Raw genomic sequence first — 18,465 nt, 5'->3', positions numbered from 1 at the left:
GAGTACGGGCTTACCGGGGCAGTGATCTCCGGCGACCGCTATTCCATAGACGAGGCCACCAAGGCCCTGCAGAACGCAGCGGGCAATTTCTACATCAACGATAAGCCGACCGGCGCCGTTGTGGGACAACAGCCCTTCGGAGGGGCAAGGGGCTCCGGGACCAACGATAAAGCGGGATCCATGCAGAACCTCCTCAGATGGGTATCCCCCAGACTGATCAAGGAAACTTTTGTGACCCCGGAGGATTACAGGTATCCTTTTTTGGGATAACACCAAAAACGAGTAACTTCAAGGCCGTCATATTAGAATGACGGCTTTTTTTTTGTTCAATTCGATTTTGGTCAAAAAAAAGGCCGTAAAAGCAATGCTCTTACGATCTTTACATACACCATTACGAATTCATTATCTCAATTTGGTCATTTCCTTTCGTCGTTGTAATTCTTTTTTGAGCAATTCCATTTCTCTTGAAGATTGTGAACCTACGGATGAGTTTTCTTCTGCTCTTCTAATCAAATACGGCATTACATCCTTAATTGGTCCGAAGGGCACATATTTTACTACATTATACCCTGCTTTGGCCATGTTAAAACTTATGTTATCGCTCATCCCGAACAACTGACCGAACCAAACACGTGAGTCTGTAACGCCAATTCCCTGAGTGTAAAGCTTCTTAACCAATTCCCTACAACTGATTTCGTTATGGGTTCCGAGAAACAAATCAAAGACATCTAGGTTTTCAAGAACAAAATCCACCCCACTATCAAAGTTTTTATCCGTTGTGGATTTGTCCGGACATACCGGGCTATCATATCCTCGTGCCAAAGCTCTGTCCCTTTCCTTTTCCATGTAGGCACCACGAACCAACTTCACCCCTACTCTGATTCCGTTCTTTTTCCCAAAATCCTTTAAATGTTTTAGGTAATCGTATTTTTTACTCAGATAAAGTTGAACGGTGGCAAAAACAACGGTTCGCTCTTTGTTGTATTTAAGCATCATACTCTCTGTAAGCCCATCAACGGCAATGTGGCTCCAAGACTCTTCAGCATCCACCATAATCTTTAAATTATCGGTCTCTGCCACTGCTCTACATATAGCTTCAAATCTTTTCTTTACTCTTGCCCATTCTTCAGATTCGGACAAATTCATGGGTACATCTTCCGAAACCTTTCGAAAAATTTCCAACCTACCAATTCCTGTTGGCTTGAAAACCAAAAAAGGAATCTGTTTTTGAAATTCCGAGAACTTGCATATTTTGAGCAGAGTATCTAAGGTTGCATCAAAATTTTTATCGTTCTCCGCTCCTTCGACGGAATAGTCCAATATGGACATTACCTCACCATTTTGATAGAGCTGATCTATTTGTTCCTTGCACTCTTGTAGGTTCTCACCTCCGCAAAACTGTGAAAAAATAGTCTTCTTTAGTATTCCCTTTATAGGGAGTCTAGCTTGAAAAGCAAAATTTAGCGTAGGTTTTGCCAGCTTGGTAAGCTGACCATATTCCAACATTCCAAATAAGAATTTGGCTTTTTTAAGTTCCATATTGGACTTTGTGGCAAAGGCCGCTTCTGTATTGTTAAAATTTACAATGTCCGACATGATGTAAGTTGTTAATAATTGCCACGATAGGAGTTACCCTAAAAATTGGGTATAAGTTTCTTGCTCGTTGAAACATCAGGTTTACCGTAACAACCTATTTGTTCATACTGAAGTGATTTTTGTTCGTAGTGAAGTATCGTGGTGATTGCGAACAACCACCACGATTGTAAAAAGGGTATATTCTAACCTATTAAAATCAAACTAATTTTACCCTTTTATTCCTGGTTGTAGTATCTTGTAGTTCTTGGCTTCTTTTTCTTTATCCACCATCGCCTTCACATCTTTCAACAATTGTTTGGCATCATAGATGATTCCGTCTTTGATGGTATACTTGACACCACCTACTCTTTCAATGGTATTGTCCTCCATTAATTTGATGGCCCCTGTTCCGTACAACGATTTAAGGTTCGCCAATGGGTTTTCTTCCGTAATCACGAAATCTGCCAATTTGCCCACGGCAATGGTACCTATCTCATCATCCATACCCAAAGATTCTGCTCCATTGAGTGTGGCTGCTTTGATTACTTCCAACGGGTGGAAACCGGCCTCACGCAACAATTCCATTTCCCTTGGATATGCAAATCCGTACAGTTCGTATATAAAACCTGCATCGGTTCCAACCGTTACACGACCACCACGGTTTTTGTATTCGTTGATGAAAGTCATCCAAAGCTCGTAGTTGGCCTTCCAATCAATCTCTCTTTCTGTTCCCCAGTAGTGCCAGTAAGAACCGTGGGATTGACGGCTTGGGGAGTAAAATTCCCAAAGTGTCGGTAAGGTATACTCCTCGTGCCACTCTGCCCTTCTGGCCCTTGCCAAATCACGGTTGGCCTCATAAATCACCATTGTTGGCGATAGTGTAAAGTCCAACTCGAGCAACTCTTCCATTACGGCATTCCATTTGTCGGAATATGGTTTTGCGGCTTGAGTCCACAATTGACCTGCTTCACCAAAACGATCTTGCTCGTTCTGATAGTTATAATCCAAAGAATAATCCTGAACTGTTCTATCATCGAATAATGCCTCTGGAAGTCCATACCAGTGTTCCATTGCAGTTAAACCTGCACGTGCGCTGTGAAGCACGTTCCATTGCCCCACATAGGTTTGGGAGTGGTGCATTTTGGAACGAAGTCCCAATTTTTTGTTCTCCACCAATGCAGCTTCCATAACTTTTGGTGGGGCTCCAAAGAATTTGATACCATCCGCTCCTTTTTTGGCATTTTCACGGACCCATTCAATGGCTTGCTCTGGCGTGGCAATGTTTTCCCTTCCCATTTCACCGTTAAGTTTACTACCAAAAGCGGTATATGCTTTGATTCGTGGGGCGGTAATCTTATTGTTTTTACTCTTTTTCTTGTGTTCCAAGGTCCACTCTATACCATTTCCGGATGCTGGGTCGGCAATCGTAGTGATTCCATGTCCCATCCAAAGTTTAAAAACATACTCGGCAGAAGTTCCCTGTGCCATTCCTCCAATATGGGCGTGGGTATCCACAAAACCGGGCATTATGTACATTCCTTCGGCATTTAGTTCCTTTCCTCCCGGCTTCAGGGCTGGGCGTCTTTTAGGGTCTATTGGAACTCCTGGATAACCTACCACCCTGACATCTACGATTTTGTTGTTTTCCACAACGATATCCACGGGGCCCTGCGGTGGGGCCAGTGTACCGTTTATCATCGTAGCTCCCCTAATGATCAGTTGGCTCCAAGGCCCTTCTCCTTCGGCACGCTCCGGTGCTTTTTCAATTTGTCCGTACATTGCTCCTTGCACCAGGGCAACAGCAAGAATCAATAAGTGAAATTTTAGTCTCTTCATTTTATAAGTTAATTGTATTCTATTTTATTTTGGTCCCGCATCAGTTGTTTTACTTTCTACTGTATTTTGCGGGCATTCCTTCTGCCGGGAGCGACTTTGCTATAAATTCCCTTAGGTCATCGTTTGCGGTTTGCAAATCTTCATTCCTAAGATACATCATATGTCCGCTCCTATAACCTTTCCACTCCATTCTATCTTTAAGTTTACCACTGGGGTCCATCTGCCACATGTTATATTTTGCATTAAAGTAGTCTGTTCCACCATCGTAGTAACCGGACTGCACCAATACATTCAAATAAGGATTTTGTGCCATAGCCTGTCTCAAATCGTATCCTGTTGTATTGTTGCTTCTATCCCAAGGACGTACCGGGCCGAACATATTATACTTTACATCGGTATGATAATTGAGATAGTTCTTGAAGTAATGGTTGATGGCCGGTGTGAAGGAATGTAACCAACTGGTAAGTTCTGCCGCATAATCGGGCCTTGTTCCTGCGGTCTGTTCATCAATTCCCAAGTAACGTGAATCCAATCTACCGATATTGTACCCTTCATCCCTTAACAACTCTTTCCAAAAGAAGGTTTTAGGTATACGTAGGTTATGCTCCAATATCACTTTTTCGGATAATCCGGAGTATCTAGATATGGTTGCTGCAACTTGCTTCCTTTCTGATTCTGGCAAGTATCCTCCCTTAGAGATTGCAGGGGTAAGAACATCTATGGTATATGCTTCCACCTCTGGAAGAATCTCCACTAGATCTTTTGATTGTAAATCGGCAGGTAATTGCTCATGGAACCAAGCTGCAGCGGTGTAATAGGGCAAGAAATTTGCTGCACCTGCAACAGTTCCTCTTTCAATCCCCAAAGTTGTTGGCGAAACCAGTATAACTCCGTTCAAATACATCCAATGAGAGTTTTGGAGCTCCAATGACAACCCTGAAACCCTCGGTGTTCCGTAACTTTCTCCAATTAAAAATTTTGGCGAGGCCCAACGGTTGTTCCTAGTAACAAAGTTATCTATCCATGTCGCCAAGTACTTTATATCCTGTTTCACCCCAAAAAAGGTCTCTGACTTGGTCTTGTCGTCCATTTCATTTATGGCCCTGGAGTAACCCGTGTTCACCGGGTTCACATAAACGATATCGGCAACATCCAATATAGAGTTTGGATTGTCTTTAATTCCGTAAGGTTGAACCGGATATCCTTCTTCATCAATATTCAAAATTTTTGGTCCGGTATATGCAATGTGCATCCAAACCGAAGCCGAGCCTGGGCCTCCGTTAAAAGAAATTACCAATGGTCTTTTGGCAATGTTATCCACATCTGTTCTTTGGTAGTAGGTAAAAAACAGTCCGGCTATAATTTTCCCTTTATCGTCCCATACAGGCTGCTTACCTGTTGTTGCTTTGTATTTTACTTCTTTCCCCTTGATGTTGACCTTTCCTTGAACCGTAACTGTTGAGTCCATTGCGGTATTCAACTGCTGCCCGGAAACTGTAGTACCGATCAAGAGTAGAAGATATAGTATTTTGTTAAGTCTTATTTTCATGGTTTTTATGTTTTAATGTGACGAGGGTATCCTAAAAGGCTGTGATATAACAATTTAAATTAGTGAATCATAAATAAAAAAAAGGGGCAGAATTTTGATTAATTGAGCAATCAAATTCAGATAGAGCATATCCTGCCCCCTTTTGAGCTAATCAAACGGATAAAAAAATCAATGAGAGCCTGGACTGGGTTACAGCCCAGGCAATCTTATAGTTAAGTTGGTTATTTTAAAAGGATTTAATCCACATCCCAGAACAAACTTGTAGTAAGCAGGTCCCCGCCTATGGCCGCATCTGCGCTTTCATAGTTGGCCCTGTTCAAGGTTTGTTCGGAAATAGGGTATGTCAATCTTACCGGAACGGTAGGAACAAAGGATTGTGGAGGTGCCTCCAACGTTGGATAATCCAACCTTCTGTACTCTGTCCATGCTTCCAATCCTTGGTTGAACAATGCCACCCACTTTTGCATACCTATTTTTTCTTCCCATGTACCGGGAGCGGTAGTGTATGCGACTTCGGGGCTGGCCAAATAGGCAGCTGCGCTGTCTCCAAGTCCGTAATAATCAAAATTGGCTTGTATGGCCGCATTGTAGTGTGCTTCTGCATCGGTTACCCCGGCAATTCCTCTCTCGGCAGCTTCGGCCAACAAAAATTCAATTGTTGCATAGTCCAAAAGGATTACCGGAGTGGTAGGCTGATAGAACAATGTTCCGAATCTGGAGAAATCAAAATACGCTACCACAAGTCCGGATTCCGAGCCACGATACACACCGTCGGTACCATCAACTTCTTGAAAAAACACTGATCTTCTTGGGTCTTCCAACTCGTTCATGTAATCTATAAATACATCTGTTCCAACAAAGTCCCTACGGTTTCCGACCGCCAAGTCGGTCCAAAGTTCAGCTGTATTCGGCTGAGATTCCAAATGCTCTATTTCTGCAATATCTGCATTTGAGGTAAAAATATTTGGCAAGGCCGTTGTTATGGCATCCGTAGCCAAAGTTGGATTGGATTCTATGATTCTCATACCCATTTGGAACAACAATGAACTACCAAAAGAGCTCCAGCTGGCCACATCTCCATTATAAAGAAGGTCTTGACCCCAAGAAGGCTGGGAGGCATCCAAAGCATTGATAGCCGTCGTCAATCTTGATAACAAATCGGTGTAAATTGCTTCTTGATCATCATATTCTGGCGAAATGTTATCCACATCCAAAGCTTGGGAATAGGGTATATCACCAAAAGACTCCACAAGTTTGGACCAAGTATATACCTGAACAATCTCTATGATTGCCAATTGGTTTTCGTTTGCAGGAGTCAAACTCTCTGCACTCTGAATGACCTCAGCGCTTTGGCGAAGGTTGTTCAAGATATCCATATAGACCTCGTTCCAAGTAAAGTTGGAATAGTATGTGGTTCCCTCGTTATAGGTTACTGAGGAAATTTGCTGCACCAACAATCTGGTTGTATTAAATGGGTTACCATTGGCCCCATAGGTGATACCGCTCATGGTATCGGACAGATTTTTCACGGCATTGTTGAAAAAGGTCTCCGCAGGAGCCTCTGTTGCGTTCTTCACGTCCACGTTCATGTCTTCCAAATCACCGGAACATGAGAAAAACAGCGCCATTAAAATTATGATATAATAGTTTTTCATTTTCTGATTTTTTTTGGTTTAGAATTGAACTTGTAGGTTAAAACCGATATTTCTTACCGTAGGCAAAACCCCGTTCTGGGAACCTTGCAAGTTACCGGAACTTAATCCAGCTTCTGGGTCAGCATATGGCAGGTTTTTATGGATGATCCACAAGTTGGAACCTGTTAATCCCAATCTTAACGATTGAATGCTAAGTTTGTCCATAAAGGCCATTTTCGGGAAATTATAGTTCAAGGCAACTTCTCTAAGCTTCACATAAGATGCATCGTATACGAAGTGTGCCTGTGGTGCCATAACACTACCTGTTGCATTTCTGTAGTTATCCATTGCGGTTCTAACGGTATTTGGAGATCCATCAGGAGCTACACCGTCCAATATGATACCTCCGCCATCGGCCAAGGAGTTTCTTATTGGATTGCCCAAATCGTTAAGTCCTACAGACCAAGCGTACAGACCTGAACGGTTACCTGTTGAGATATCGTTTGAGTAGACATCTCCTCCACTTTGGATATCAATTAAAAAGCTCAAATCAAAGTTCTTGTACCTAAACTGGTTGGTAATACCTGCCGTCCAATCAGGGGTAATGTTACCAATTACGTTGTTGGATGTTGTAGTACGCTCATATGCCCCTGTTTCTTGGTTGATCAAACGTTTTCCATCCACGTAGATATAGTCGGTTCCTTGAATGGTTCCATAGGGTTCCCCAACAGTTGCATTGATGGAAACTCCACTTACAGTTCCCAATTGTAGATTGCTACCACCTTCGAACAAGGAAACTACCTCACTCTGGTTTTTGGCCCAGTTTACATTGGCTTTCCATTGAAAATCCTCTGTTTGTACGATGTCTCCATTAATGGCTACCTCAATACCTTTGTTTTCAACTTCACCAGCATTTACAAATCTGGAAGAGTATCCTGTTGTGGTTGAAATGGCCACAGGGATAATCTGATCCTTGGAATTTGTTTGGTAAAGAGATAGATCAAAACCTAATCTACTGTTCAAGAACCTCATTTCAAGACCAGCCTCGTAACTGATTGTTGTTTCGGGCAATAAGTCTTCATTGTTCTTGGTATCATTTGTACCGTACAAAGGAACCGCTCCAAATGGTGTCGGTTTGTTCAATACATCGATCAAACTGTTTGCAGGAGCGGAGCTACCTACCTCGGCATAGTTTAAACGAAGTTTACCAAAACTCAACCAGTTTTTGTCCACTAAATTGGAAAACACAAAACTGGAAGAAATGGATGGATAGAAATATGTACTGTTCTCTTCTGGCAAAGTTGAAGAGTGGTCAAACCTTCCGGTCAAATCCACATAGATCAAATTATCATAACCGAACGAGGCCAAACCGTAATATCCATCAACTCCAACTTTCTCCACATTCTCTATTGGAGCTGGTGGCAAGTTTAATGAGTTGGAAAGGGAGAACAAATCTGGAAGTACCAATCCACCATTTGTTTCGGCATATATGGAGCTCAGGTCGGTTCTTCTAATATTGGCTCCCAAGACACCGCTGATGTTCAACTTGTCGGTAACATATTTGTTGAAGTTGATCATCAAATCATAGTTTTCTTCACTATAGTTGATGTTTCTTCTGGAATATCTTCCCACGGCACCAGCTGTACCTACATTATTCCTTTCTTCTTGAATAAAGGAATAGGTATCCAAGGAAACCCTACCTTCCACATTCAACCAGTCGGTGAATTTATATTTTGCGGATACGTTTCCAAAAATTCTACTACGGGAATCGTTCTGGTAGTTTTCGTAAACGACCCAGTAAGGGTTATCGATTGTACCACCCATAAATGGGTCAACATTGGTTCCTGTGTTAAAATAAGCATCTTTCAGTTCATCGATACCAACATTCATGGCCCAGTATCTTCTCATGGATGAGATAACGTTCTGCGCATTGGCTCCTGTTTCACTACCTGTTCTGTTTCTACCCAAGGCATCGGTAAGTATATAGTTTGCACTTCCCGAAACGGAGAACTTATCGGTAATATTAAAAGATGTATTGATGGAAATATTGTCCCTCGTCATGTTACTGTTCGGCATCAATCCATCTTGATTGAAACGGGTATAGGCAATTCTATAGGTTGCCTTATCACTTCCACCGGCAACCGCAACACTATTGGTCATGGTTACGGGGGTTTCAAAGAAATCGATCAATCTGCTCTCCGGAGCAACCCATGGACTTGGTTGGAGATAATACGGAGATCCTTCGTAGAAGGAATCCCATTGATATACCATTAGATTGGGATCAAACTGTGCACCATAAGAACCATATGCGGTAGCTGGTGTTACCAAATCCAATTCTCCATCACCATTGGCATCTTGGTCGTTGAAAAAACTCATTCCATCGTTACCATAAACAGGACCATATCCTGTACCGTACTGATATTGGAAATCTGGCCATGTGGATTTATCGATGAATCCCATGGTAACATTTGAGTTGATAGTTACTGTTGGTTTTTGTTTTGCTCCGGCTCCTGATTTAGTGGTAATGATCACCGCTCCGTTCGTGGCCCTAGAACCATAAAGTGCCGTTGCTGCCGCACCTTTAAGTACGTTAATGGATTTGATATCGTTTGGGTTGATGTCCGAGGCCATGTTACCGTAATCGAAACCACCGGTACCGCTTTGCTGATCGGCTGTGTTAAAGTTGGAGTTACTCACAGGAACTCCATCCACAACGAACAATGCTTGGTTGTTACCTGTTAAAGAGGTACTACCACGAATCACAACATTACTAGATCCACCCATATTGGTATTGTTCTTGATCTGAACACCGGCAATTTTACCAGATAAGGCATTAACCACGTTATCCGTTGGAGTCCTGTTCACATCCTCGCCATCAACCTCTTGTGTTGCGTACCCTAAGGATTTTTTCTCCCGGGAAATACCAAGGGCGGTTACAACAACCTCATCCAACTGTGCGGAATCTTCTTGGAGTTCAATAGTGATGGGACCGCTACCCGTAACTTCGGTCTCCGAAGTCTTAAAACCGATGTAGGACACCACTAAAATGTCCCCAGGCTCGGCCTGTATGGTAAAATTTCCATCAAAATCGGTTTGGGCACCATTGGACGTTCCTTTAACCATAACGTTCGCACCCAATAAAGGCACCCCGCTAAAATCCACTACCGTACCTGTTACTGTGCTCTGTATTATTGGCTTGACGGGTTCCGCCGAAGAAAATCCATCCGATGATTTCTTACCGGCAGATTTCATCAGTATAATCTGTCTGCCACGGATTTGATAAACCACTTTAGTATCCCTGAACAAAAGCGTCAGGATATCCTCCACTTTCTGGTCGTTCGTCTTTAAACTCACCTTCTTTTTTAAAGGGATCTGACTGTACTCGTACATAAAACGATACTCGGAACGGGATTCGATTTCTCCCAGTGCGCTCTCTATGGTAACTTCTTCTAAATCAAGTGAAAGCTTTTCTCCTTGCGAATCGGAGTTAGCCGCCTGAATTTGGATTATCGAAGCAATTATTAGAAAAATGGTCAATTTGGTTGATAAACCATTCTTCAAGAATCTCTTTAAAAAAAGAATTCTAGATGGTTTTTTTTTCATAATTTTGAGTTGATTTAATTAGTTTGAATCGATATTTATTACACAGTTCAAGAGAGGGAATGGGCCAACATTCCCTTTTTTTGTGTGTACTTTTTTTAATAAAAAAGTCATTTCATTGGCATATATATTTTAGTATTAATAGTTTATCGTTTGGTTGTTATCTGTTACTTTATTTTGACATCCTTCTTTTTACCTTTTTTACCATCAACAACCTCATACTCAAAAGGTGTTATAATTCTCAAGGCCTCAAGAACATCCTCTATTTTTTCTACATTTCTATTGAACCTCGCACTAAAAGTCTGTCCAATAATACTGTCGTTGGTGTTTTCTATTTTCACATTGTAGGTCCTCTCCAAACTTGCCAGTAATTCGGTAAATGGTGCGTTCCTAAAAACAACTTCTCCATTTACCCAACCGGTATGTAATGAAACATCTACTTCTTCTACCTCGATTATTCCCTTGCCCCTGTTCCACGCGCCTTTTTCTCCAGGTTTCAACAAAATCCCATCCTTGCCATTTTCCGCATGTGAAAGACTCACCGAACCTTCTACCAATACTGTAGCCACTTCATTTTGATCATCATAGGAAGACAGATTAAATTGTGTTCCCAATACTTCTATTGCAACTTCTTTGGAATTGACCACAAACGGACGATTTTCATCCTTGGTCACATCAAAATATGCTTCACCATAAACCAACACTTCCCGTCTACCATTTTCAGGAAACTTTACTGGAAATTTGATCCTTGTTCCTGAGTTTAAATAAATCTTGGTACCATCTGACAATACAAGCGTGAACATTTTCCCATTGGGTATATTGAGCTCATTATAAACAAAGTCCTTAATCTCTTCATTAGAACCATATATCAATGTATCTCCATTATGCACGGCCACTGTTTCACCTGATGGAAGTGTAACGGCATGGCTACCATGTGACTCTATCAAGGTTCTATCCGAACCCGTGTCCAATGTTACATACTCACCATCCATACCTGATAATATGGCATCATTATTCTGGTTGCCTATCCATACAAAACCAATTCCCAACGACACCACACCAACAAAAATGGCTGCATATTTGAGTATTCGTTTTGGATAAAGTTTTTTAACCTTGGTTTTAGTCATCCTGGCCTCTAAGGATTTCCAATCCTTATCTACATCCAAACCTTCCAAAAATTCCAAAGATTCGTCCACCAAATCCTCTTCAATAATACGCCCAATCAATTCTTGAGAGAAATCCTCAAACTCCTTGTCAGATTTATCTTTCCAACCGGTCGACTCCTTCAACTTCTTTATAAGTGTAAGCAATGTTTCTTTCTGTTGCATTAGATCATTGTTCTCATGTATTAGATAGTATTTTATTGAAATAGGGTGACAATCCTCAAAGATTTTTTTAAAAATCAATAATTTTTTTATCCAATTTGGGTAATGATCCAGTTTAATTTTATATTTCGGTAACTTTAAATTTATATGAATACCCCCGAAACCTCAATTTATGAGATTTAAGGTTGAAGAGCTTTTTAAAAACAACTATCCACTTTTGTGCTTGGTTTCCTTTTCCATAGTAAAGGATAAGGATATTTCAAAAGACATTGTGCAGGACTTTTTTGTTTCGTTTTGGAACAAGAGAGAGTCGATTACCATAAACACATCTTTTGAAGCTTATGCAAAAAAATCCGTCAAAAATTTAAGCCTTCAGTATTTAGAAAAGAAAAAAAGGGAACAACGGCTACTGGATACTTTTGAAACGGATACCAGTGCCCCAGAACCCAAATTGGACCGACAAAATAATAAGTTGAACGACCTCATCAACAAATTGCCCACAAAAAGGAAAGAAATTTTTGTGTCGGTCGTAGTGGATGGAAAAAGCTATACTGAAATTGCCGAAGCCAACGGTATTTCGGTAAACACGGTAAAAACCCAAATGAAAAGGGCCTATGCGTTTTTAAGGTCCAACAAAAAAGAAGATTTTATTTCCTTATTTCTACTGATTCTGCTCTCCCAATAAGTAGAACAACTGTCTTCTATTTACTGATTACGATTTTCTCTACAGCATGACGATTTTATGATTTTTTTTTGAGCCGTTTATCAAGCAGACCATCTTAACCCCAGTAACACTTCCATTATTTATAAAAAACAACCTTCTGTCACCCTAAATCTATATTTATTTAACATAGTATTGAACAGTGTTATTAAATACGGATTGTTTATGCCCATTTTCCACAATCATGGGTTTGACCAACCACCAACCATTTAAACGTTAAATCATGAAAAAATTATTTTTTGCAACACTTCTGTTGCTCCCAATGCTGATGTGTGCCCAAACTATTGGTGCACCAGACAGAAAAGCGGGCGAGGGAGAAGGTCCCTTTGACAGACTTATTATTAGAGGTGCCATTTTAATCGACGGAACCGGCGGACCAGCTTCAGGGCCTGTGGACATTATTGTCGAGGACAACAAAATTGTAGATATCGCAAGAGTCGGTGTACCCAAAGTTCCAATCGATGAATCCAAACGCCCGAAACTGGGAAATGGCAAAACCAAAGAAATCGATGCCAACGGTAAATATGTGATGCCAGGTTTGATTGACCTGCACGTGCACACTGGAGGTGCCCCAAAAGCTCCTGAAGCAGAGTACGTATATAAATTATGGATGGCCCATGGAATTACAACAATAAGAGGCGTGCCTTTTGGAAACTTGGAGTGGTCGCTAAAAGAAAAAGAAAGAAGTGCCAAAAACGAGATTGTTGCGCCAAGAATGGTCTCCTTTCATAGGATTGGAACTGGAAAAGAATGGGAAAATCGAAAAATTCTAACACCGGAAGATGCAAGGGAATGGGTACGATATGCCAACAAGAAAGGTGTGGATGGACTAAAGCTTAGCTCACATCGCCCAGAAATTATGGAGGCCGTACTAGATGAAGCCAACTCATTGGGGATGGGGAGCACTGCCCACCTGGCACAAAGTGGTGTGGCACAAATGAACACCATTGATGCTGCTAGATTGGGACTTACCAGTATGACCCACTTTTATGGCCTATTTGAATCCATGTACGAAAACAACGATGTGCAGCCTTGGCCGGTGGACATCAATTATGGAGATGAACAGCACCGTTTTGGCCAAGTTGCACGCCAATGGAACTTGGTGAAACCGGGAGGTGAAAAATGGAATGCACTTCTTGATGAATTTTTAAAACTGGATTTCTATATCAACCCGACCATGACCATTTATTCTGCAGGCAGGGATGTGATGAGAGCACGCAACGCGGACTGGCACGAGAAATACACTTTGCCCTCTTTGATGGATTTCTTTTCACCCAGCCGTACGAGCCATGGCGCATATTGGTTCGACTGGACCACTGAAGACGAAGTGGCGTGGAAAAAATACTATCAAGTTTGGATGCAGTTCCTTAATGAATACAAGAACATGGGCGGGAAGATCACGCTAGGTTCAGATTCAGGTTTCATTTACCAGACCTATGGTTTTGGAACCATATTGGAACTTGAAATGTTCCAAGAAGCCGGATTCCACCCATTGGAAGTTATCCGTGCAGCAACCATGCACAGTGCCCAAGAAATCTTCAAGCCTTTGAAAAAACCAATCGAGTATGGTGTGATCCGTGAAGGTTTGTTGGCCGACATGATCATTGTGGACGAGAACCCTCTTCAAAACCTAAAAGTACTTTACGGAACTGGCGCCGTTCGTTTGAACGATGACACCGCAAAAGTGGAAAGAGTTGGTGGAATTGAATACACCATCAAAGATGGTATTGTCTACGACGCTAAAAAATTGTTGAGCGATGTGGAAGCCATGGTGAACAAGCAAAAACAAGAAAGAGGTGAGTAGAACCAAAAAGTTTTAATCCTTAAACATACTATTTCTAAGCGATTGTGAAGGAAGTTTGAGCCTTTCATTAAGCTGTAAAAGGCCCTAATTTTTTAGGGCTTTTTTTTGCTTGTGACCAGTGTTCAGGACACAAGAAAATTACCGGTTCGACCTTAAAACCTTTAATCAAACAGAATCCATACATATCTTCACTTAAAGACAAATAATTTTCAAATTGTCCTGATCAGTTTTCTTCTTTTAATATTAGCTACAATAAAACTTTATTTTGCAATTTAATTATTAAGGAAAGTGTTGCATTCAGTGTTATTCTCATAACAAAAAATTTATTTTTCTTTCTCATTATCATCTCATTCTAAATTGCACCGCCATGACATAGCCTTATCTTTGGGGCCATATATGAAAAAGAATATCAAGCGGGGATATCGTATTGGGAGATATATTGTGTACAAGGAAACCTCTGTGGAACCTAAAGAGTTGATTTGGTCCTTTTTAGGCTCATTTATAGGAATTGCCTGCATCGGTATTATCCAAAATCAATATTTGGACCAATCGGACAACATATTGCTCATAGGATCTTTTGGTGCCACAGGTGTTTTAATATATGGAGCCATCCATAGTCCATTGGCGCAACCACGCAACTTGATAGGAGGGCATCTGATAAGTGCGGTAATAGGTGTCACTGTATGTCAATTTTTGGGAGATATTCTTTGGCTGGCCGCTGCCCTATCCGTTTCATTATCCATTCTGGCCATGCAATTCAGCAAGACCCTCCATCCGCCCGGGGGAGCCACCGCCTTGATTGCGGTAATAGGTTCGGAAAAAATTATTGGATTGGGCTATTGGTATATTTTCTTTCCTGTGCTCAGCGGGGTCACTATTATGCTGTTGGTGGCATTGACATTCAATAACATAACACCAGATCGGCAATATCCGGCAAACGGGCGCTTTTTACGCATGATAAAATTAATTCCATGGCCACCAGCGAAGAACAGATTCAAAAAAGATAAAAAGATGTGTTGAAACCTATACTATGGTTCAAACTTATGCAATAAGTATCATACCTGCTTTCCTTTATAAAAAGCACTTTCCCAAAAATCATCCACATCTATTTATGAACCAATTGAATGCGAAAATTTAATTGTTGATGTAGAAAGGTAGTCTTACTTAGACTATACAAATACAAGTTAAACGCTTACGTAACATTTTTAATGAGACAATCTACGCTCTCATTTGCTTTCTTTCAATCAGGGAAATAAAGTCATCTTTGATGCCATCACAAATGGCTACGGAGTTATAAGTACAGTTTTTCATATTTACAGGATCAAAACTGTACATTTTTATTTTAGAAGGCTTAAATTCCTTGCACTGCAAATGAGTAAACATGTTAAGCGCTGCTTTGGAGGTAGAATAAGCAGTAAGACTATATCCAGAATAACAAAAACTTTCATCCTTCATCTTATTGATGTCACCCAACGAGCTGGTGATGTTAATGATTCTAGGTTCGTTACTCTGATTCAATAAAGGCTTAAGTGTTTGTATGGTTCGAATGATAGAGAAAAAATTGATCTCATAGACCTCCTTGATATCCTCGATATTGATTTGATCTATCTTGTGGCCAAAACCATTGACAATTTCAGCATTGTTGATCAGCAAATCCAATTTACCATACGATTCCTTTATGGTGTGTTCCAACACGCCCAAACTCTCTTCCGAACTAAAATCGATTTTCAAAAGCTGATATCCGTGTAAATCCTCCCCGTCTTTGGAGAGTAATTCAAAGCTTTTCCCGCATGCCGCAAGCACAACCTCATACCCATTCTCCAATAAAATCTTGGCAAACTTGTGGCCCAGTCCGTTACCTGCTTCCGTTACAACAGCAACATATTTATCATTCTTCATTACTCATTTATTTCATTTTACAAATTTAGCATATGGTTTTTCATTCTTAATAGTATTTCTTTTCTCAATTTATTGTTGGTCAAATCGGTATCAAACTATTTACATTCTCCTAAATTGATTTGGCGTTACTCCGCTCAAATTTTTAAAGAACCTGGTAAAATGGGTCGGTTCTTGAAAATTGAGGCGATAGGCTATCTCAGCAATATCCAACCCTGAATATTTCAACAGGCTTTTACTTTCCATCAAAAGCCGTTCCTGAATGATGTCCTTGGCACTCTTGCCTGTCAATTTCTTGATGGTCGTGGTCAGGTAGTTCGGTGTTATGTTCAATTCTTCCGCATAATCGCTCACGTTTTTGGTATCCACATACATTTTGTCCACCAACGCTTCAAACTGATTTGCAATGATCTGTGACCTGCTCAGGTGATTTTCCGTTGTTTTATGGCGCTCATGGATTGCCTTACAGAAATACAGTAAGGAACCGAGCATTCCCTCCAACATTTTCTCTTGGTACGGATGCGGGTTCTTAAAAACCGAATGCATCCGTTCCATATCAAAATACAACGACTCATGTTCTTCTTTGGTGAGCATCAGCACATTGTTTTCGGACATTTTCAAAAAAGGAAAATCTTTCTGCAAATCCGGAAAAGTATTGATCAAAAACTCTTTTCTGAACATCACATAATATCCCGACATCTTTTCATCCCTGAACCAAGAGAACACCTGCCCTGGAACCACAAACCATAACGGAAACTCATTCAGTTCCAAGGTATCCGTATTAAGGTTGAGTTGACTCTTTCCCGTATAGTTCAACAGCCCTACCTGATAAAATCCTTGTCGATAGGGCGGCATGCACCTTCTCGATGAAGCTTCCATGTCCTCTACCGGAAACACATCAAAATTGGGTATATGGCTCCTATGGGCAAAACCAATGGCCTCATGTAAATCATTCGTATTTTCAAAAACAGGTATATCGGCCTTGTTCATATATCTTGTAGTGGATCGGCACTATTTTTTGTCCAAAATATCCGACCCACCTTACAACCTAAGTTTTAATTGGCATCGGCACTGGCCAGATGCAAGTTTTCATATTTAGTATCCAATTCTTCTTCTGAAATGATTTCCCATCCACCGCCCAAGGCCTTGTAAATGGCTATTAGGGATGTTGCTGACGAAATCTCGCTTAAAGCTAACGCATTCTCAGCCTGCAACAAAGCGTTATCTGCATTTAGGTAATCAATAAAACTATCCAATCCAGAGTTAAAACGTTGCTTGGCAAAGGTCGCAGCCTGTGCGCTTGCTTCTGATGAAATACGCAGGATTTCCCTTCGTTCCAACTCTTTGCTATAGTTCGCCAAGGAGGTCTTGATATCCTCCAATCCCTGCAATACCGCTTTCTCATACTGATTGAGGGCTGCGATGGTCAAAGCATCATTTCTTTTAATCTGTTGTTTTACCCGACCCAGGTTAAAAGCGGCCCAACTGATGCTGGGCATCAGGGTCCAAGTAAATGATGGTTTTTCACCAAAATTTGCAAAATCGACTGCTGAGAATCCAACGGATCCTCCAAACTCAATCTTGGGATAAAGGTCGGCCACCGAAATATTGTAGGCAGCAATGCGTTCCTGAAGTGCAGCCTCGGCCCTACGAACATCAGGTCTTCTTCTGAGCATTTCCCTAACATCGCCCAGAGCTACCGTTGCCGGTAGGCTTGGCAATGGCTTTTTGTCAACAACTTCATTTCCCAAATTTCCGGGAACCTCTCCGATAAGCACGCTCAAACTGTTCTTCAGTGCCTCTACCCTAGCCTCCAAAGGTGGAATACTGGCTCGGGTGCTCTCCAATTGGGCCAATGCCCGGGATACATCAAGGCTGTTACTGGTACCGGCTTCGGTTAATTTGACCGTGAGCTCATAGGTTTCCTGTTGACCCTGTAAGTTACGTCGGGCGATATCGAGTAAATATTGTGTGCCACGTAGCTCCATGTAATTATTGGCCACTTCGGCAAATATGCTCACATACATTCCGTGCATATCGGCCAAGGCAAGATTACTATTGGCATACGCCCCTTTGATTCTATTAGTTACCCTACCAAAAAGGTCTGCTTCCCAAAAAGCATCAAAGCTTGCATTGTAAGTACTATAGGTAGGGTTGCTGCCCTGAACAAAAACATTCTCACCTAAACGGGTACGTGTATAATTTCCATTGGCTGTCACTGTTGGCAATCGGTCCAATTTTCTTTCTTTGAGAAAAGCCCGTGATGCCTTGTAATTGGCCACCGCCGAATTGATATCCAGATTGTGTCTTCTGGCCTTCTCAATGAGTGTATCAAGAACGGGGTCGTTAAATTCTGACCACCATTCTTTTGTTATGGCTGCTTCGGTATAGGCTTCCTCTTTGATTTCGTTGGCAAGAAAATCCTGCTTGACCTCCGCGTCGTTTTGAACATTATAATCTCTCTTTGTAATTCCACAAGAAGCCAACAGTAATGTTATTGCAGTTACTATTATTGAATTTTTCAT

General features: G+C 41.3%; 13 protein-coding genes. 4 read left to right on the top strand and 9 right to left on the bottom strand.

The window, feature by feature from the left end; genetic code table 11:
* On the top strand, positions 1 to 270 hold a 270-nt coding region (locus GUA46_RS16185; protein ID WP_176621294.1), incomplete at its 5' end, for an aldehyde dehydrogenase family protein.
* A gap of 132 nt (positions 271 to 402) precedes the next feature.
* Here GUA46_RS16185 and GUA46_RS16180 read toward each other — a convergent pair.
* From GUA46_RS16180 to GUA46_RS16155, 6 genes are all read right to left on the bottom strand, one after another.
* Positions 403 to 1,596, bottom strand: coding sequence for a proline dehydrogenase family protein (locus GUA46_RS16180; RefSeq protein WP_176621344.1), 1,194 nt, complete (start codon positions 1,594 to 1,596; stop codon positions 403 to 405).
* Positions 1,597 to 1,803: 207 nt separating this feature from the next.
* The gene (locus GUA46_RS16175; protein WP_108245107.1) at positions 1,804 to 3,411 is read right to left on the bottom strand and encodes an amidohydrolase family protein; all 1,608 of its coding nucleotides are present in this window, start codon (positions 3,409 to 3,411) and stop codon (positions 1,804 to 1,806) included.
* 49 nt (positions 3,412 to 3,460) lie between these two features.
* On the bottom strand, positions 3,461 to 4,960 hold the full coding sequence (locus GUA46_RS16170) for a S10 family peptidase (RefSeq protein ID WP_176621343.1): 1,500 nt from the start codon (positions 4,958 to 4,960) through the stop codon (positions 3,461 to 3,463).
* A gap of 236 nt (positions 4,961 to 5,196) precedes the next feature.
* Positions 5,197 to 6,615, bottom strand: coding sequence for a SusD/RagB family nutrient-binding outer membrane lipoprotein (locus GUA46_RS16165; RefSeq protein WP_176621342.1), 1,419 nt, complete (start codon positions 6,613 to 6,615; stop codon positions 5,197 to 5,199).
* 18 nt (positions 6,616 to 6,633) lie between these two features.
* Positions 6,634 to 10,197, bottom strand: a complete 3,564-nt coding sequence (locus tag GUA46_RS16160; protein WP_108245104.1) for a SusC/RagA family TonB-linked outer membrane protein — start codon at positions 10,195 to 10,197, stop codon at positions 6,634 to 6,636.
* Positions 10,198 to 10,361: 164 nt separating this feature from the next.
* Positions 10,362 to 11,522: a FecR family protein gene (locus GUA46_RS16155; protein WP_176621341.1), complete on the bottom strand. Its 1,161-nt coding sequence runs from the start codon at positions 11,520 to 11,522 to the stop codon at positions 10,362 to 10,364.
* 169 nt (positions 11,523 to 11,691) lie between these two features.
* Here GUA46_RS16155 and GUA46_RS16150 point away from each other — a divergent pair, with 169 nt between their 5' ends.
* From GUA46_RS16150 to GUA46_RS16140, 3 genes are all read left to right on the top strand, one after another.
* The gene (locus tag GUA46_RS16150) at positions 11,692 to 12,204 is read left to right on the top strand and encodes an RNA polymerase sigma-70 factor (protein WP_176621340.1); all 513 of its coding nucleotides are present in this window, start codon (positions 11,692 to 11,694) and stop codon (positions 12,202 to 12,204) included.
* A gap of 259 nt (positions 12,205 to 12,463) precedes the next feature.
* Positions 12,464 to 14,044, top strand: coding sequence for an amidohydrolase family protein (locus GUA46_RS16145; protein WP_108245101.1), 1,581 nt, complete (start codon positions 12,464 to 12,466; stop codon positions 14,042 to 14,044).
* A gap of 396 nt (positions 14,045 to 14,440) precedes the next feature.
* The gene (locus GUA46_RS16140) at positions 14,441 to 15,064 is read left to right on the top strand and encodes an HPP family protein (RefSeq protein ID WP_176621339.1); all 624 of its coding nucleotides are present in this window, start codon (positions 14,441 to 14,443) and stop codon (positions 15,062 to 15,064) included.
* Between the two features lie 198 nt (positions 15,065 to 15,262).
* Here the strand turns inward: GUA46_RS16140 and GUA46_RS16135 are convergent, their stop codons facing one another.
* The 3 genes from GUA46_RS16135 to GUA46_RS16125 all read right to left on the bottom strand — a co-directional run bounded on the left by GUA46_RS16135 (position 15,263) and on the right by GUA46_RS16125 (position 18,465).
* The gene (locus tag GUA46_RS16135; protein WP_108245099.1) at positions 15,263 to 15,943 is read right to left on the bottom strand and encodes an SDR family NAD(P)-dependent oxidoreductase; all 681 of its coding nucleotides are present in this window, start codon (positions 15,941 to 15,943) and stop codon (positions 15,263 to 15,265) included.
* Positions 15,944 to 16,042: 99 nt separating this feature from the next.
* Positions 16,043 to 16,930, bottom strand: coding sequence for a helix-turn-helix domain-containing protein (locus GUA46_RS16130; protein ID WP_108245098.1), 888 nt, complete (start codon positions 16,928 to 16,930; stop codon positions 16,043 to 16,045).
* A 65-nt stretch (positions 16,931 to 16,995) separates the two neighbouring features.
* Positions 16,996 to 18,465: an efflux transporter outer membrane subunit gene (locus GUA46_RS16125; protein WP_176621338.1), complete on the bottom strand. Its 1,470-nt coding sequence runs from the start codon at positions 18,463 to 18,465 to the stop codon at positions 16,996 to 16,998.

The sequence above is a fragment of the Flagellimonas chongwuensis genome, from assembly GCF_013376415.1.
In the GTDB taxonomy this organism is placed as follows: Bacteria; Bacteroidota; Bacteroidia; order Flavobacteriales; family Flavobacteriaceae; genus Flagellimonas; species Flagellimonas chongwuensis.
This window is presented reverse-complemented; position numbering and strand designations above follow the sequence as displayed.

What these genes read in the sequence shown, in the direction of transcription:
- GUA46_RS16170 (WP_176621343.1), bottom strand. Translation starts at nt 4,960, where the DNA reads ATGAAAATAAGACTTAACAAAATACTATATCTTCTACTCTTGATCGGT.
- GUA46_RS16130 (WP_108245098.1), bottom strand. Translation starts at nt 16,930, where the DNA reads ATGAACAAGGCCGATATACCTGTTTTTGAAAATACGAATGATTTACAT.
- GUA46_RS16165 (WP_176621342.1), bottom strand. Translation starts at nt 6,615, where the DNA reads ATGAAAAACTATTATATCATAATTTTAATGGCGCTGTTTTTCTCATGT.
- GUA46_RS16135 (WP_108245099.1), bottom strand. Translation starts at nt 15,943, where the DNA reads ATGAAGAATGATAAATATGTTGCTGTTGTAACGGAAGCAGGTAACGGA.
- GUA46_RS16140 (WP_176621339.1), top strand. Translation starts at nt 14,441, where the DNA reads ATGAAAAAGAATATCAAGCGGGGATATCGTATTGGGAGATATATTGTG.
- GUA46_RS16145 (WP_108245101.1), top strand. Translation starts at nt 12,464, where the DNA reads ATGAAAAAATTATTTTTTGCAACACTTCTGTTGCTCCCAATGCTGATG.
- GUA46_RS16150 (WP_176621340.1), top strand. Translation starts at nt 11,692, where the DNA reads ATGAGATTTAAGGTTGAAGAGCTTTTTAAAAACAACTATCCACTTTTG.
- GUA46_RS16175 (WP_108245107.1), bottom strand. Translation starts at nt 3,411, where the DNA reads ATGAAGAGACTAAAATTTCACTTATTGATTCTTGCTGTTGCCCTGGTG.
- GUA46_RS16155 (WP_176621341.1), bottom strand. Translation starts at nt 11,522, where the DNA reads ATGCAACAGAAAGAAACATTGCTTACACTTATAAAGAAGTTGAAGGAG.
- GUA46_RS16125 (WP_176621338.1), bottom strand. Translation starts at nt 18,465, where the DNA reads ATGAAAAATTCAATAATAGTAACTGCAATAACATTACTGTTGGCTTCT.
- GUA46_RS16180 (WP_176621344.1), bottom strand. Translation starts at nt 1,596, where the DNA reads ATGTCGGACATTGTAAATTTTAACAATACAGAAGCGGCCTTTGCCACA.
- GUA46_RS16160 (WP_108245104.1), bottom strand. Translation starts at nt 10,197, where the DNA reads ATGAAAAAAAAACCATCTAGAATTCTTTTTTTAAAGAGATTCTTGAAG.